Here is a 12,535-nt window from a genome sequence, read left to right on the forward strand (position 1 = left end):
CTTCGCTTAGTTCCTGGTAGCATCGACCTTGGTATCGATGCTCGGCTGGACGGACATGCCGGGGCGCAGGTCGCCCTTTTCGGCGGCATCGCCATCAAGCACGATCTTCACCGGAATGCGCTGAACGACCTTGGTGAAGTTGCCGGTGGCGTTGTCGGGCGGCAGCAGAGCGAATTCCTGACCGCTTGCCGGAGCCAGGCTGTCGACATGGCCGTGATAGGTGCGGCCCGGGAACATATCGACCTCGATATCGACGGGCTGACCGGCGTGCACATCGGTCAGCTGCGTTTCCTTGTAGTTGGCGACGATGTAGGCAGCCGTCGTCGGCACCACCGCCATCAACTGGGTTCCGGCCTGAACATATTGGCCGACGCGTAGCGTACGGTTGCCGACCGTACCGTCGACGGGCGCAACGATCGTCGCATAGGAGAGGTTAAGCTCAGCCTGATGCATGACAGCCTGGTCATGGGCAAGTGTCGCCCTGGCCTGGGCAAGCTCGGCATTCAGTAGCTCGATCTGCTTCGTCGAGGCGTCGAGGGCAGCGCTGTCACGTACGATCGTAGCCTGGGCGGCGGCGATTGCCGAAGCCGCCTGCTGGGCGGTCTGAACCGGTGCATAACCGTTGGTGGCCAGGTTCGTATAGCGCTTGTTGTTCTGTTCCGCGAAGGTCTCGTTGGCCCGGTCAACGTCGAGCGTGGCGCGAGCAGCGGCGATGGTCGACTGTTGGATATCGAGCGACGCCTGCTTGGCGTTGACGGTTGCTTCGGCAGCGGCAACATCGGCCCTTGCCTGATCGAGCGCAGTGCGGAAATCGCGGTCGTCGATGCGGGCGAGCGGCTGGCCAGCCTTCACCGCCTGATTGTCGGCAACGAGAACCTCCATAAGATAACCTGAAACCTTCGGGGAGACCGTGGTGCTGTCGGCCTGGACATAGGCATCGTCGGTTGAGACCTCGAAGCGGCCGACCGTCCAGTAATTATGGCCGTAATAGGCGCCTGCGGCGATGATGGCGATGGCGGCAACGCCGATCAGCAGCGAGCGACCGCTGCGCTGGCGAGCCGATGCCTCGGTAGATGGCCCAGCAGCAGGCTCGGTGACACGCGGCATCTTGCCGGCGTCAAGCGTTGCAGGTGTGGTTTCAGCGGTGGCTTCGGTGGCCGGCATATCGGCCTGTGCGGCGTCGCTGTTCAGGGCATAGAGCTTCTTGACGGACATCGTCACTCTCCTTGTGGAAGGTCGCCGTCGTCTCCGCTGCGGCCTTAATATTCGGCTCAAGTTCAATTTAGGAAACTTGCTATTTTCCAAAATATGCGTTAAAAAAAAGATGTCAACGAGAATTCGGAAAATCACGATGGTCCAAAATCACAAAATCGAGAAGAAGCAGCGTGGCAGGCCGCAGATGCGTTGTGACGAGGATACACGCGGCGTGCTTATCGAGGCTGCCAACAAGCAGTTTCACGAGAATGGTTATGCCGCGGTCAGCATCGCGGCGATCGCACAGGAAGCCGGCGTTTCGACCAAAACGCTCTATCGCCTGTTTCCGACAAAGGCAGATCTGTTTTCCGAAATGGTCTCGGATCGCACCGGACGCTTCCTCTTGGCGCTCGATCCCGGCACCTTGGCAACGACAGAACTCCGCCAGGGACTGGAGCGCATGCTGATGGCCTATGGCATGCTGACGCTCTCGCAGGACACGATCACGATTACCCGCCTCGTCATCGGTGAATCCGATCGCTTTCCTGAACTCGCAACCTCCTTTTACGAGAAGGCGATCGTCCGAACCAATACATCGATGGAAAGCTGGCTGCGCCGGCAGGTAGAGCATGGGTTGATCAAGATCGAGGATCCGCACGCTGCTTGCGGCATGCTGCGCGGCATGATGATCATGGAACCCCAACGCGCCGCCATGCTGCGCCAGCTGCCGGCGCCCAACATCGAAGAGATCGCGGCAAGGGCGAGAATGTGCGCGGATATCTTTCTGAAGGGATGTGCTGTCTAGAGCCTGAAATGCCTGCATTCGCGCGGAAATATCGCAGATCGGGCAATCGCCCGAGCACGAGCTTGCGGGCAGCCACGACGAACAAGGACTGACTGACCCGCATCGGGGCGAAGGCGCGCCGAGTGCCTTAATCCTGGAGCACTGCCGCGATAATCGCGACGGCGCCGACGGTGGCAGTCAGTTGACGAACGGCGCACCATAGCGGGATGCGCCCGACGGAAACTTGTTGTTGTCTCGGACCCGTTCGAGGAAAGCCTGTCTGTCGAACAGGGCCGACTGTTCACCTGCCGACGCGTCGTGGTTCGGCAAAACAAAGGCTTGGATGTTGACGACCGGAATATTGGCCAGCGATCGAACTTCTCCGATCTTCGATGTGACCGTGACGACGACGCAGGCAGTCACAAGTTCCAGTGCAAGCTCCAGCTCGGTTAAATTCCCGACACTTCTGACGTCGAAGCTGCCGCTGCGCAAAACCTCGCCGGCAAGGTACAAACCCCGTTGATCTGGAATATAGACAAGAACTGGATGGAAGGCGCTTTCGCCAGACATGAAGCATTTTCCTTTCGGTTGAACCTCCCGTCTCAAATTATGGGATTCTTTTCAAACTTGGGTTTCGTTATATTAAGTCTTGTGTGCGGGAATGCTTTTGTTGCTATATCTTGCGACGTGAAATGGGCGGCTTATCTTCGGGATCTTTTCGCGCGATTGCCGGTGTCGATGAGGAAGCGGTTCTTGCTCAGACGGGGCCGTCGCTCGACCTGCGGAAACCGTAGCCTACCCTAAAAAAACTGCGGCGGCCCGATCCTTGTAAACAATGCGACCCTACACCGGACCGATGTTCTTGAACCATGCGGCCAGGCTATCGGAGGAGAGGCTGTCATCCTTCAGGCCGGACATGATCACGACCCTGCGTTTTGGTGAGCTTCCGGATTGCCAGAGCTCGAACATCAGGCCAGCGTCCCCGAAGAGGTTTTGACTGGTGATGTCGTCCAATAGCGTTCGGCCCTTGCTGTAAAAACCAAGTTCGCTGGCCACATTGTACTTGTCCATTCCAACAAGGAGCGGCACGACGGCCTGGAAGTAGCGGTTCGGAGGATGGAGCGGTTTTAAGTGATGTTAACGCCTGCTGCGATTTGTTGCCGATCGAGGCAGATGAACGAAGAGCCGATTCAGGCACGTTCGATGTGCCGGCGTGCGTCGGATGCACCACTCCGATCCGCGAAGCGTTTCAAGCCCTGCTTCAGCCGAAACATCTCTTAACAAGACAAAATCCATTCCAAAGCTGTTTTCGCGCACCTTCCGCGCGGTCGCGGCGTGACGTGGCAAAGAAGCATCCCAGGAACCAAAGTTGTCTTTTATGATAGAAATACCGGCTTAGTCATAGTGTCGGCGCTGGCTATGCCCCTGGTAATGAGCAATGTGGCCGACGCCGCGGATGCCGATGCCTACAGTGCCGATGAGCCGATGACACCGGGTTCGGATGGCGAGCGCCCGAGCGGCTGGCGCGAGAAATTTCATGATTGGGACGTCGTCGTCGGTGCCGGAGCCATATACGGCCCGAAATTCGAGGGATCGAAAGACTTCAAGGTCATGCCGCACGCGCCAAAAGATCGAACCCGACCATAAGGACCCGACCTTCATCAAGACCGTGCGGCTCAGCGGTTATATATTCACGCCCGTGGTTGCGATAGCGCAGGACTGACGGCCCTTCCCTTCCGCTGAAGGCCGCCGGGATCTTGTAAAGCGGACTGCGAACGCGCTGCATTCAGAAGCAGGATTTTGAATTCTTCGACAGATACGCCGTCAGCGCGCAGCAATTGTCCTATCAATGGGTCGTTCAACACATCGGCGATTGTCATCTCGACATGGGGCATGATCGTCTCCTGCTGATTTGTTCCCCTCATCGATAGGCGCGGCCGGGAGCGCACGCATGTCGAACCCGCGGCAAAAGCAAGGCGTTTGTTCAAGATTTGTTGCTGGGGACCGGGCGGGGTTCCGCATGTCCGCCGCAGCAGTGGGGCGGACATGCGGACACCCTGCGGAGGGTGATATCATCGATCCGTCTGTGTCGCATTCGGTCGCGCAACAACTCTTAACAACACGTAATCCACGGCAATCCGGAATCCGGGTTAATGCCGTCAGATGCGATCCGAAAGGATGCTGACAGATGAAGACGATCGGTGTGCCGCTTGGTACCGAGCCCGCCCACGCAAGGGTCGCGCAAAGTCCGCATAGCGGGCTGTCGTCGCAAGTCTCGAAAGGATGTTTGCAACGCAATATATCGGGCGAACTCCCCGATTTCGCTCGATATGAGCTGGCCGGGCTGTAAACCCCAGGCCCGGCCAGTTGCTTCGAGCTTCGAAACCGCGAATGCGGATATTTCGCGCGAGGCGTGGAGCCGCACGATTGAACCTCAATACGACCCGATGCTTCGCAGAATGACAGGCTGTGACGCAAAAAACCGCCGAAAGCGACGATTGCGATATAAAACCACTGGAGAAGCAAAAGCGTCTCGGCCAGATGGGACAGCAGATAATCCATCATGGCAAGCCGCCTTTTATCGGTGCGCGAGCACCTGCGGTGGCGCTCGATGGTGGCGAGGCGCGATGCAATCCACAACGACGCCAGAACCATGTAATGTGCATAGCTCGCCCCGGCGACGCTAAGCACGAGGGCAGCTATCGAGAATCCGATGCTCTCTCTCAAGATGAGCTTGACGTAGGATTGTGCTCCCGAGGCGTTGCTCGCCTTCGCCCCGTTCGATATCCGCGGTGTTCGCCGAGCGAGTTTGCCGGTCATGTTCATCCTTCCGATGGATGAAGCAAGTACGCCACAAACCCGCGTCAAGATGGGTGAACTAATGTTAAGAGATCTCGCCGCTGCTCCTGTTGGAAGCCAATCTCGGCAGTTCTACAAACGTCTCCCGCTCACGTCTGGAGCGCCCGCACCGGCCCGGTGGACTCGCGTAGGATAAGCTCGACCGGCCAAAGCTCGTGAATTTCCAGTGGCGAACGCCCGGCCAAAAGCTGCAGCACGAGATCGGCGCATCGCGTACCTGCGGCACGCATCGACGAGCGGGTCGCCGACAGCGACGGGGCCATATTGTCGGCCGTCAGATAGGGAAAGACGTCATCGTGAGCAATGACCGAGACGTCGCTGCCGATCTGGAGCCCCAGCGAACGCGCGGCCCGGTAAATGCCGAGCGCCGTCATCATGGACCCGGCGACAAATGCGGTCGGTCGCTTCGGCTGCTCGAGAAATGACCGTGCAAAACGGAAGCCGAGTTCGTCGGTGAAATTGCCGTTGGCGATCAATTGCGGATCGACTTCGATCCCGTGGCTCTGCAAGGCGCTGCGGTAACCGATATCGCGATGCAGAGCATAGGTCGCGCCTTGGCGGCCATTGATCATCGCGATCCTCGTATGACCGAGATCGATCAGATGTGAGGTCGCACGGCGCACGGCTCCTTCATTGTCGATATCGAGCCAGGGGTGGGGTACGTCGATATCTGAACGGCCGTGAACGAGAAACGGCATTCCCAACTCATGCAGCAGAGCGATGCGCTGGTCATTGGGCCGAGGCGAATGCACAATCATCGCATCCACCCTCTGGCTTTCCGCCAGCCGCCTGTAGAGCTGCATCTCAGCATCGGATTCCGGATTAGCCATCGGAATGACGAGAATGTCGGTGTCTTCCGTAACAAGGCGCTCCGCCATGCCGGCCATGAACTCCGCAAAGTGAAACTCGCCGGCGCGCCCCATGACAACGCCAATGGCGCCAACCCGTCCGGTTTTCAGCCTGACCGCATTGACATTCGGTCTATAGCCCAGCCGCACGGCCTCTTGAACGACGCGGGCGCGCGTCACCTCGCTTACCTCGGGATAGCCACTGAGCGCACGGCTGACCGTCGTCGGAGATAATCCAAGTTGTCTTGCGAACTCTTTGAGTTTCATTGACCGAAAAGACTTTCATCGCCTGCGCTGCCGGGCATCTATACCATCGGCCTCGCGAATTCCACATTCTATGCCGTTAATTATATTCTCTCAAATCGATTTCAATTTTGTTCGCCGCCGAGATGACCATCTGTACGGCTCGCGGAACCACGGCTGCCAGCCTTCTGTTTGATTTATAATAATATTCTTCGATTTTGAACAAGCGTCGGCAGCCGTCGAGAATCCGCCTTGACAGGATATCGCCCTTCTGACAGGTTTTCCTCAACCAAATCGATTTCAATTTGGTCTTTGGGAGGAGAAAATGAAGTTTCGTTTCACGGTGGCCGCCGTCGCGGCTGCACTTATTGGCGCGTCAGTACCGTCCTATGCCGCCGAGATCAGCATTTCAGCGAGCTCTACCGGCAAGAACCTCGATCTGTTCCGCAAGCAGCTCGATGCCTTCGAGAAAGCCACCGGCAATACGGTCAAGATCGTCACCATGCCGTCTTCATCCACGGAACAGTTCTCACAGTATCGGCTCTGGCTCGCAGCCGGCAACACGGATGTCGACGTCTACCAGACGGATGTCATCTGGGCTCCGCAGCTGGCAGACCAGTTCGTCGACCTGAAGGATGCCACCAAGGACGTCATTGGCGACTTCTTCCCGGCGATCGTCGCCTCCCAAACCGTGAACGGCCGCCTGGTCGCAATGCCGCTTTACACGGATGCGCCAGCCCTCTTTTATCGCAAGGATCTGCTTGAGAAGTATGGCAAGCAGCCGCCGAAGACCTGGGACGAGATGGAGGCAACCGCCAAGGAAATCCAGGATAAGGAGCGCGCCGCCGGTCAGAAGGATCTCTGGGGGTACGTCTTCCAGGGCAATGCCTATGAGGGCCTGACCTGCGATGCCCTTGAATGGGTCAAATCATCAGGCGGCGGCCAGATCATCGAGACCGACGGCACGATTTCAATCAACAACGAAAAGGCTGCGGCAGCACTCAATCGCGCCAAGGGCTGGATCGGGACGATTTCGCCGAGCGGCGTGCTCGCCTATCAGGAGGAAGAATCCCGCGGTGTCTGGCAGACCGGCAACGCCGTCTTCATGCGTAACTGGCCCTACGCCTATGCACTGGGCAACGGCGCCGACAGCCCGGTCAAGGGCAAGTTCGACGTGACGACGCTTCCCGTTGCCGCAGAAGGAGACAAGCCCTCCTCGACGCTCGGCGGCTGGAATCTCGCCGTCTCGAAATATTCAAAGAATCCGGATGCGGCGATCGAACTCGTCAAGTTCCTGACGTCGAAAGACAGTCAGAAGCAGCGCGCCATCGAGCTTTCCAACCTGCCGACCCTGTCGGCGCTTTATGACGACAAGGACATTGCCGCCGCGCAACCGTTCATGCCGAACTGGAAGCCGATCTTCGAAAACGCTGTGCCGCGTCCTTCGGCTGTTGCCAAGGTCAAGTACAACGAGGTTTCCGCCAAGTTCTGGACCGCCGTGCACAATACTCTCTCCGGCAGCGGTACAGCCGAAGAAAACCTAGAGCTTCTCGAAGCCGATCTAACGACGCTGCAAGGCAGCGGCTGGTAACAGATCAGGGCGGCAGCGTCGGATATCCCGTCGCTGCCGCTTCCGATAGCGCCGTCGTCGATCGTCTCATGAAGCGGATATTCCATGAGTGAAGTTGCAGTCTCCCAAAATCTGAGCACAGGCACGCGCGCAAAAGCGATCTCTTCGGATCTGCGCTCGGAACGCATCCGGTCTGCCTGGATCTTCCTGGCTCCGACCCTGCTGATCCTGGCCATCGTTGCCGGCTGGCCGCTGTTCCGCACCATATACTTCAGCTTCACCAATGCGTCGCTGACGAACCTCGGCGATGCCCAGTTCGTCGGCTTCGACAACTATCTTTCCTGGGTCACCCTGAAGAGCGGTCGCACGATCTATAGAGGGCTGCTGGCCGATCCCGCCTGGTGGGGCGCGGTCTGGAACACGGCAAAATTCACGCTGTTCTCGGTGACGATCGAAACCGCGCTTGGCCTCATCGTCGCTCTTGTGCTGAACGCGCAGTTCGTTGGCCGCGGCATCGTGCGCGCCGCCATCCTTATTCCCTGGGCGATCCCGACCATCGTTTCGGCCAAGATGTGGGCCTGGATGCTCAACGACCAGTTCGGCATCCTGAACGACATGTTTCTCGGCCTCGGGCTCATCAGCCAAAAGATCGCATGGACGGCAGATCCAAATACCGCGATGATTGCCGTGCTGATCGTCGACGTCTGGAAGACGACGCCCTTCATGGCGTTGCTGATCCTCGCGGCCCTGCAAATGGTTCCGGCCGACATCTACGAGGCTGCCAAGATCGACGGCATCAACCCCATCAAAGTATTCTGGCGTCTGACCCTGCCGCTGATCCGCCCGGCAATCATGGTCGCTGTGATCTTCCGAATGCTCGATGCCATGCGCATCTTCGACCTGATTTACGTGCTGACGCCCAACAACGCCCAGACAAAGACCATGTCGGTCATGGCGCGCGAAAACCTCTTCGATTTCGACAAGTTCGCCTATGGCGCAACTGCCTCCACCATTCTCTTTCTCATCATCGCCTCGGTCACCGTGCTCTACATATGGCTCGGCCGCGTCAAACTCGGGGGTGGGGAACACTGATGCTGCTCACAGCCACCAAGAATACGCTTTTCTATCTGCTGGTCGCCGTCATCGTCGTCATCGCGGTTTTCCCGTTCTACTATGCGATCCTGACGAGCTTCAAAGTCGGCACCGCCCTCTTCGAGGTCACCTACTGGCCGACCTCGATCTCGCTGGAGAATTATACCGGCGTGCTGACGACAGGCAGCTTCATCCGCAGCCTCAGCAATTCGCTGCTCATTGCCTGCCTCGTGGTCGCCGCCTCTCTGCTGCTTGCCGTGACCGCATCCTACGCGCTTGCCCGTGTGCATTTCCGGGGTCGGGCACTCCTAATGCTGACCATCCTGTCGGTGTCGATGTTTCCGCAGATCGCCGTACTGGCGGGGCTTTTCGAACTCATACGCTGGATCGGCATCTTCAATACGCCATTCGCGCTGATCTTCTCCTATATGATCTTCACCCTGCCCTTCACGGTCTGGGTGCTGACGACTTTCATGCGCGATCTGCCGATCGAGATCGAGGAGGCGGCCATCGTCGATGGCGCCTCCCCCTGGGTCATCATCACGCAGGTGTTCATGCCGCTGATGTGGCCGGCCCTCGTCACCACCGGTTTGCTCGCCTTCATCACGGCCTGGAATGAATTTCTGTTCGCCCTGACGTTCACCTCGTCGGACGCGCAACGAACGGTGCCGGTGGCGATCGCTCTGCTTTCCGGCGGCAGCCAGTTCGAAATCCCCTGGGGCAATATCATGGCGGCATCGGTCATCGTCACCGTGCCCGTCGTCATCCTTGTTCTTATTTTTCAACGCCGGATCATTTCCGGGCTGACGGCCGGCGGCGTCAAAGGCTGAGGAAAGCGTGACATGGCACAGATTAGACTCGATAATATCCGCAAGAGCTTCGGCGCATTCGAAGTCATCAAGGGCGTCAGCATGGACATCCGCAAGGGGGAGTTCATGGTCTTCGTCGGCCCGTCGGGTTGCGGCAAATCCACCTTGCTTCGACTGATCTCGGGGCTGGAGGACATCACGTCAGGCACTCTTTCCTTCGATGGTCAGCCGGTCAATCGTCTTTCCCCATCGAAGCGCGGCATCGCGATGGTCTTCCAGTCCTACGCGCTCTATCCGCATATGACGGTCTACGAAAACATGGCCTTCGGCATGAAACTTTCCGGCCGGACCAGGGAAGAATGCAAGGCGCGCGTTGAACAAGCGGCCGGCATGCTGCAGCTCTCGCCCTATCTGGAGCGCCTGCCGCGCCAGCTTTCGGGCGGCCAGCGCCAGCGCGTCGCCATCGGCCGCGCCATCGTTCGTGACCCGAAGGTCTTCCTGTTCGATGAGCCATTGTCGAACCTCGATGCTGCATTGCGCGTCGCCACAAGGCTGGAGATCGCCAAGCTTCATCGCGGGATGCATGACACGACGATGATCTATGTCACCCATGATCAGGTCGAGGCCATGACATTGGCCGACCGCATTTGCGTTCTTCGCGACGGCGTCGTCGAACAGGTCGGAACTCCGATCGAACTCTACGAGACCCCAAACTCGGTTTTCGTCGCCGGCTTCATCGGCTCGCCGAAGATGAACTTCCTCTCCGGACCGTTCGCGGCTCCCTACAATGCCCACACGATCGGCGTCAGAGCCGAACATATCGAGTTTCGAGATCAGGATCCTGCCTGGACAGGTACGGTCATCCACTCGGAAATCCTTGGCTCGGACAGCTTCGTCTATCTCGACATCGGCTCGGGCGAACCGCTTACCGTTCGAGAAACCGGCGTATCGAGCCACCAGCCCGGCCAGCAACTGGGCGTGTCGCCGCTCGGCGATCGCATTCACCGTTTCGACCAATCCGGACGCGCGCTCGAAAGGGTTCCTTTCAAGGGCGCAGCCTGAACAACCCATCAAACAAACAGGATCTGGCCGCCTCCCATCGGTTCCGGTCCGCTACTTGCTGTGAAGGAGCAGAAACTTGTCTATTCGCACCATCGTCTGGGGTGAGAACATCCACGAGACAACCAATGAGATCGTCCGGGGCATCTATCCCGAGGGCATGCACACGACGATCGCCAAGGCACTGAACACCGATCCGGCGATTTCGGCGACGACCGCCACCCTGCAGGAGCCCGAGCATGGGTTGAGCGAAGCCCGGCTTGCCGAGACTGACGTTCTGACCTGGTGGGGTCACAAGGATCATGGCGCGGTTTCCGACGTCGTCGTCGAGCGTGTCGCCAAGCGGGTGTGGGAAGGCATGGGCCTGCTGGTGCTGCATTCCGGTCATTTCTCGAAGATCTTCAAGCGTCTGATGGGCACGCCCTGTGCGCTCAAATGGCGCGAGGCCGGTGAGCGCGAGCGCCTGTGGACGATCAATCAGCGCCATCCGATTGCTGCCGGCATCGGCGAGCATTTCGAGCTTGAAAACGAGGAAATGTACGGCGAGCAGTTCTCTGTGCCGGAGCCACTGGAAACGGTGTTCATCTCCTGGTTCCAGGGCGGCGAAGTCTTCCGTTCGGGCCTGACCTGGCGGCGTGGTGCCGGCAACATCTTCTATTTCCGCCCCGGCCACGAAACCTACCCGACCTATCACGATGCGAATGTGCAGAAGGTGCTGATCAACGGCGTGAAGTGGGCCTATAACCCCGAGGGTGCATTGAAGACTATCACCGATGCTCCGAATGTACCGGTAGAAAAGGCACTGGAGCCGATCGTCGAACGCGGCCCAAGACTGCACCAGGCCGGCGAAGCCGGTTACCGCTGAGGAGCATAGAAATGCGTCTACTCGTTCTTGGTACGGGCATGATGGCCAAAAGCCAGGTTGCCGGCTTCCTCGCGATCGATGGTATCGAAGTGGTCGGCGCCGTCGATACGGATCGGATCCGCCTCAATGAATTCGCCGATCATTTCAACATCGAAAAACGCTTCAGCACGCTCGACGAGGCGATCGCCTGGGGGAGATTCGATGCTGCCACAAACGTCACGCCCGACCGCGTTCACCACGCGACGAGCCTTGCGCTGATCGCGGCCGGCAAGCATGTGCTTTGTGAGAAACCGCTGGCGGAAAATTATCCAAGGGCGCTGGAAATGACGGAAGCCGCGGAGGCGGCCGGCGTCATCAACATGGTCAACCTCACCTATCGCAACGTCGCGCCCCTACAGCGCGCCCGCGAGATGGTGCTCGCCGGTGAGCTAGGGACGATCAGGCATGTGGAAGCCTCTTACCTGCAGAGCTGGCTGGTGTCGCGCGCCTGGGGCGACTGGCGCACCGAGTCGCGCTGGCTATGGCGCTTGTCCACCGGTCATGGCTCGAACGGCGTGCTCGGAGACGTTGGTATCCATATCCTCGATTTCGCCGCCTATGGCGCTGCGACCGATATCGACCACGTCTTTGCGCGGCTCAAAACCTTCAACAAGGCGCCGGGAGGCCAGATCGGCGAATATATGCTCGACGCCAACGACAGCTTCACCATGTCGGTCGATTTTGCCAATGGCGCGCTCGGCGTCATTCATGCGACCCGCTGGGCGACCGGTCATCTGAACGAGCTGAAGCTGCGCATCTATGGCGAGAAAGGCAGCCTCGAGGTCATCCATCGACCGGACGGTTCGGATCTTCGCGGCTGCTTCGGCGACGACATTGAAAGCGCCACCTGGCGTGATATCGAAGTGCCGCCGGTGCTGACCAATTATCAGCGCTTTGCCGAAGCGGTCAGGACCGGCAAACAGGATGATCCTACCTTCCGCCATGCTGCAAACCTGCAGAAGGTCATCGACCTCGCGATCGTGTCGGAGAAAGAACGTAGGGAGTTCAATCTGCTGGCCCCTGACACCCCGGAGAGCACGGTCGGCCAAGAGCCGGAGAGCAAGGGCGACGACCAGGGACCGGCATTGGCACTCGTCGTCTGACGGCTTGGAAAAATATCGAAGGCCCGAATAATCGGGCCTTCTTTGAACCGACAGAGCGCGCTCCGCCTAC

At 58.8% G+C, this 12,535-nt stretch carries 13 protein-coding genes and 1 pseudogene; 9 read left to right on the forward strand and 5 right to left on the reverse strand.

All coding sequences use genetic code 11. From position 1 onward, the window contains the following. Nucleotides 1-6 precede the first annotated feature (6 nt). On the reverse strand, nt 7-1,215 hold the full coding sequence (locus KQ933_RS28095) for an HlyD family secretion protein (protein WP_216759273.1): 1,209 nt from the start codon (nt 1,213-1,215) through the stop codon (nt 7-9). Nucleotides 1,216-1,351: 136 nt separating this feature from the next. On the opposite strand from KQ933_RS28095, the gene KQ933_RS28100 reads away from it, so the two are divergent. Then, on the forward strand, nt 1,352-1,999 hold the full coding sequence (locus tag KQ933_RS28100; protein WP_216759274.1) for a TetR/AcrR family transcriptional regulator: 648 nt from the start codon (nt 1,352-1,354) through the stop codon (nt 1,997-1,999). Nucleotides 2,000-2,176: 177 nt separating this feature from the next. Here KQ933_RS28100 and KQ933_RS28105 read toward each other — a convergent pair whose 3' ends face one another. Continuing rightward, a complete protein-coding gene (locus KQ933_RS28105; RefSeq protein ID WP_216759275.1) occupies nt 2,177-2,548 on the reverse strand; it encodes a hypothetical protein in 372 nt (123 codons plus the stop codon). 273 nt (nt 2,549-2,821) lie between these two features. Continuing rightward, on the reverse strand, nt 2,822-3,034 hold the full coding sequence (locus KQ933_RS28110; RefSeq protein ID WP_216759276.1) for a hypothetical protein: 213 nt from the start codon (nt 3,032-3,034) through the stop codon (nt 2,822-2,824). Between the two features lie 363 nt (nt 3,035-3,397). Between KQ933_RS28110 and KQ933_RS28115 the strand changes: the two genes are divergently transcribed. Together KQ933_RS28115 and KQ933_RS33595 are read left to right on the forward strand one after the other, a co-directional pair. Continuing rightward, entirely contained in the window at nt 3,398-3,625 is a 228-nt protein-coding gene (locus KQ933_RS28115) for a hypothetical protein (protein WP_216759277.1), read from the forward strand. Then, nucleotides 3,594-3,701 (forward strand): annotated as a pseudogene (locus KQ933_RS33595) (DNA-binding response regulator); the annotation flags it as partial. The gene KQ933_RS28115 and the pseudogene KQ933_RS33595, both read left to right, overlap by 32 nt. On the opposite strand, the gene KQ933_RS28120 reads toward KQ933_RS33595, so the two are convergent. Beyond that, nucleotides 3,670-3,873: a hypothetical protein gene (locus KQ933_RS28120; RefSeq protein WP_216759278.1), complete on the reverse strand. Its 204-nt coding sequence runs from the start codon at nt 3,871-3,873 to the stop codon at nt 3,670-3,672. The pseudogene KQ933_RS33595 and the gene KQ933_RS28120 overlap by 32 nt on opposite strands. Nucleotides 3,874-4,926: 1,053 nt before the next feature. Then, the gene (locus KQ933_RS28125; RefSeq protein WP_216759279.1) at nt 4,927-5,952 is read right to left on the reverse strand and encodes a substrate-binding domain-containing protein; all 1,026 of its coding nucleotides are present in this window, start codon (nt 5,950-5,952) and stop codon (nt 4,927-4,929) included. A gap of 301 nt (nt 5,953-6,253) precedes the next feature. On the opposite strand from KQ933_RS28125, the gene KQ933_RS28130 reads away from it, so the two are divergent. The 6 genes from KQ933_RS28130 (at nt 6,254) to KQ933_RS28155 (ending at nt 12,465) form a co-directional block, all read left to right on the forward strand. After that, nucleotides 6,254-7,519: an ABC transporter substrate-binding protein gene (locus tag KQ933_RS28130; protein WP_216759280.1), complete on the forward strand. Its 1,266-nt coding sequence runs from the start codon at nt 6,254-6,256 to the stop codon at nt 7,517-7,519. 84 nt (nt 7,520-7,603) lie between these two features. Then, nucleotides 7,604-8,590 carry a carbohydrate ABC transporter permease gene (locus KQ933_RS28135; protein WP_216759281.1) on the forward strand — a complete coding sequence of 329 codons (987 nt, stop codon included), beginning with the start codon at nt 7,604-7,606 and terminating at the stop codon, nt 8,588-8,590. Further along, nucleotides 8,590-9,420, forward strand: coding sequence for a carbohydrate ABC transporter permease (locus KQ933_RS28140; RefSeq protein ID WP_216759282.1), 831 nt, complete (start codon nt 8,590-8,592; stop codon nt 9,418-9,420). The genes KQ933_RS28135 and KQ933_RS28140 overlap by 1 nt, the downstream gene beginning before the upstream one ends. A gap of 12 nt (nt 9,421-9,432) precedes the next feature. Then, nucleotides 9,433-10,461, forward strand: coding sequence for an ABC transporter ATP-binding protein (locus KQ933_RS28145; protein ID WP_216759283.1), 1,029 nt, complete (start codon nt 9,433-9,435; stop codon nt 10,459-10,461). Nucleotides 10,462-10,537: 76 nt separating this feature from the next. Next, the gene (locus KQ933_RS28150; RefSeq protein ID WP_183798679.1) at nt 10,538-11,323 is read left to right on the forward strand and encodes a ThuA domain-containing protein; all 786 of its coding nucleotides are present in this window, start codon (nt 10,538-10,540) and stop codon (nt 11,321-11,323) included. An 11-nt stretch (nt 11,324-11,334) separates the two neighbouring features. After that, nucleotides 11,335-12,465 (forward strand): Gfo/Idh/MocA family protein, encoded by a 1,131-nt coding sequence (locus KQ933_RS28155; RefSeq protein ID WP_216759284.1) that lies wholly within the window; start codon nt 11,335-11,337, stop codon nt 12,463-12,465. The last annotated feature ends 70 nt before the right edge of the window (nt 12,466-12,535 follow it).

Origin of the sequence: Rhizobium sp. WYJ-E13 (assembly GCF_018987265.1) — a bacterium.
Lineage (GTDB): Bacteria > Pseudomonadota > Alphaproteobacteria > Rhizobiales > Rhizobiaceae > Rhizobium.

What these genes read in the sequence shown, in the direction of transcription:
- KQ933_RS28125 (WP_216759279.1), bottom strand. Translation starts at nt 5,952, where the DNA reads ATGAAACTCAAAGAGTTCGCAAGACAACTTGGATTATCTCCGACGACG.
- KQ933_RS28100 (WP_216759274.1), top strand. Translation starts at nt 1,352, where the DNA reads ATGGTCCAAAATCACAAAATCGAGAAGAAGCAGCGTGGCAGGCCGCAG.
- KQ933_RS28130 (WP_216759280.1), top strand. Translation starts at nt 6,254, where the DNA reads ATGAAGTTTCGTTTCACGGTGGCCGCCGTCGCGGCTGCACTTATTGGC.
- KQ933_RS28145 (WP_216759283.1), top strand. Translation starts at nt 9,433, where the DNA reads ATGGCACAGATTAGACTCGATAATATCCGCAAGAGCTTCGGCGCATTC.
- KQ933_RS28105 (WP_216759275.1), bottom strand. Translation starts at nt 2,548, where the DNA reads ATGTCTGGCGAAAGCGCCTTCCATCCAGTTCTTGTCTATATTCCAGAT.
- KQ933_RS28135 (WP_216759281.1), top strand. Translation starts at nt 7,604, where the DNA reads ATGAGTGAAGTTGCAGTCTCCCAAAATCTGAGCACAGGCACGCGCGCA.
- KQ933_RS28115 (WP_216759277.1), top strand. Translation starts at nt 3,398, where the DNA reads ATGCCCCTGGTAATGAGCAATGTGGCCGACGCCGCGGATGCCGATGCC.
- KQ933_RS28120 (WP_216759278.1), bottom strand. Translation starts at nt 3,873, where the DNA reads ATGCCCCATGTCGAGATGACAATCGCCGATGTGTTGAACGACCCATTG.
- KQ933_RS28140 (WP_216759282.1), top strand. Translation starts at nt 8,590, where the DNA reads ATGCTGCTCACAGCCACCAAGAATACGCTTTTCTATCTGCTGGTCGCC.
- KQ933_RS28095 (WP_216759273.1), bottom strand. Translation starts at nt 1,215, where the DNA reads ATGTCCGTCAAGAAGCTCTATGCCCTGAACAGCGACGCCGCACAGGCC.
- KQ933_RS28155 (WP_216759284.1), top strand. Translation starts at nt 11,335, where the DNA reads ATGCGTCTACTCGTTCTTGGTACGGGCATGATGGCCAAAAGCCAGGTT.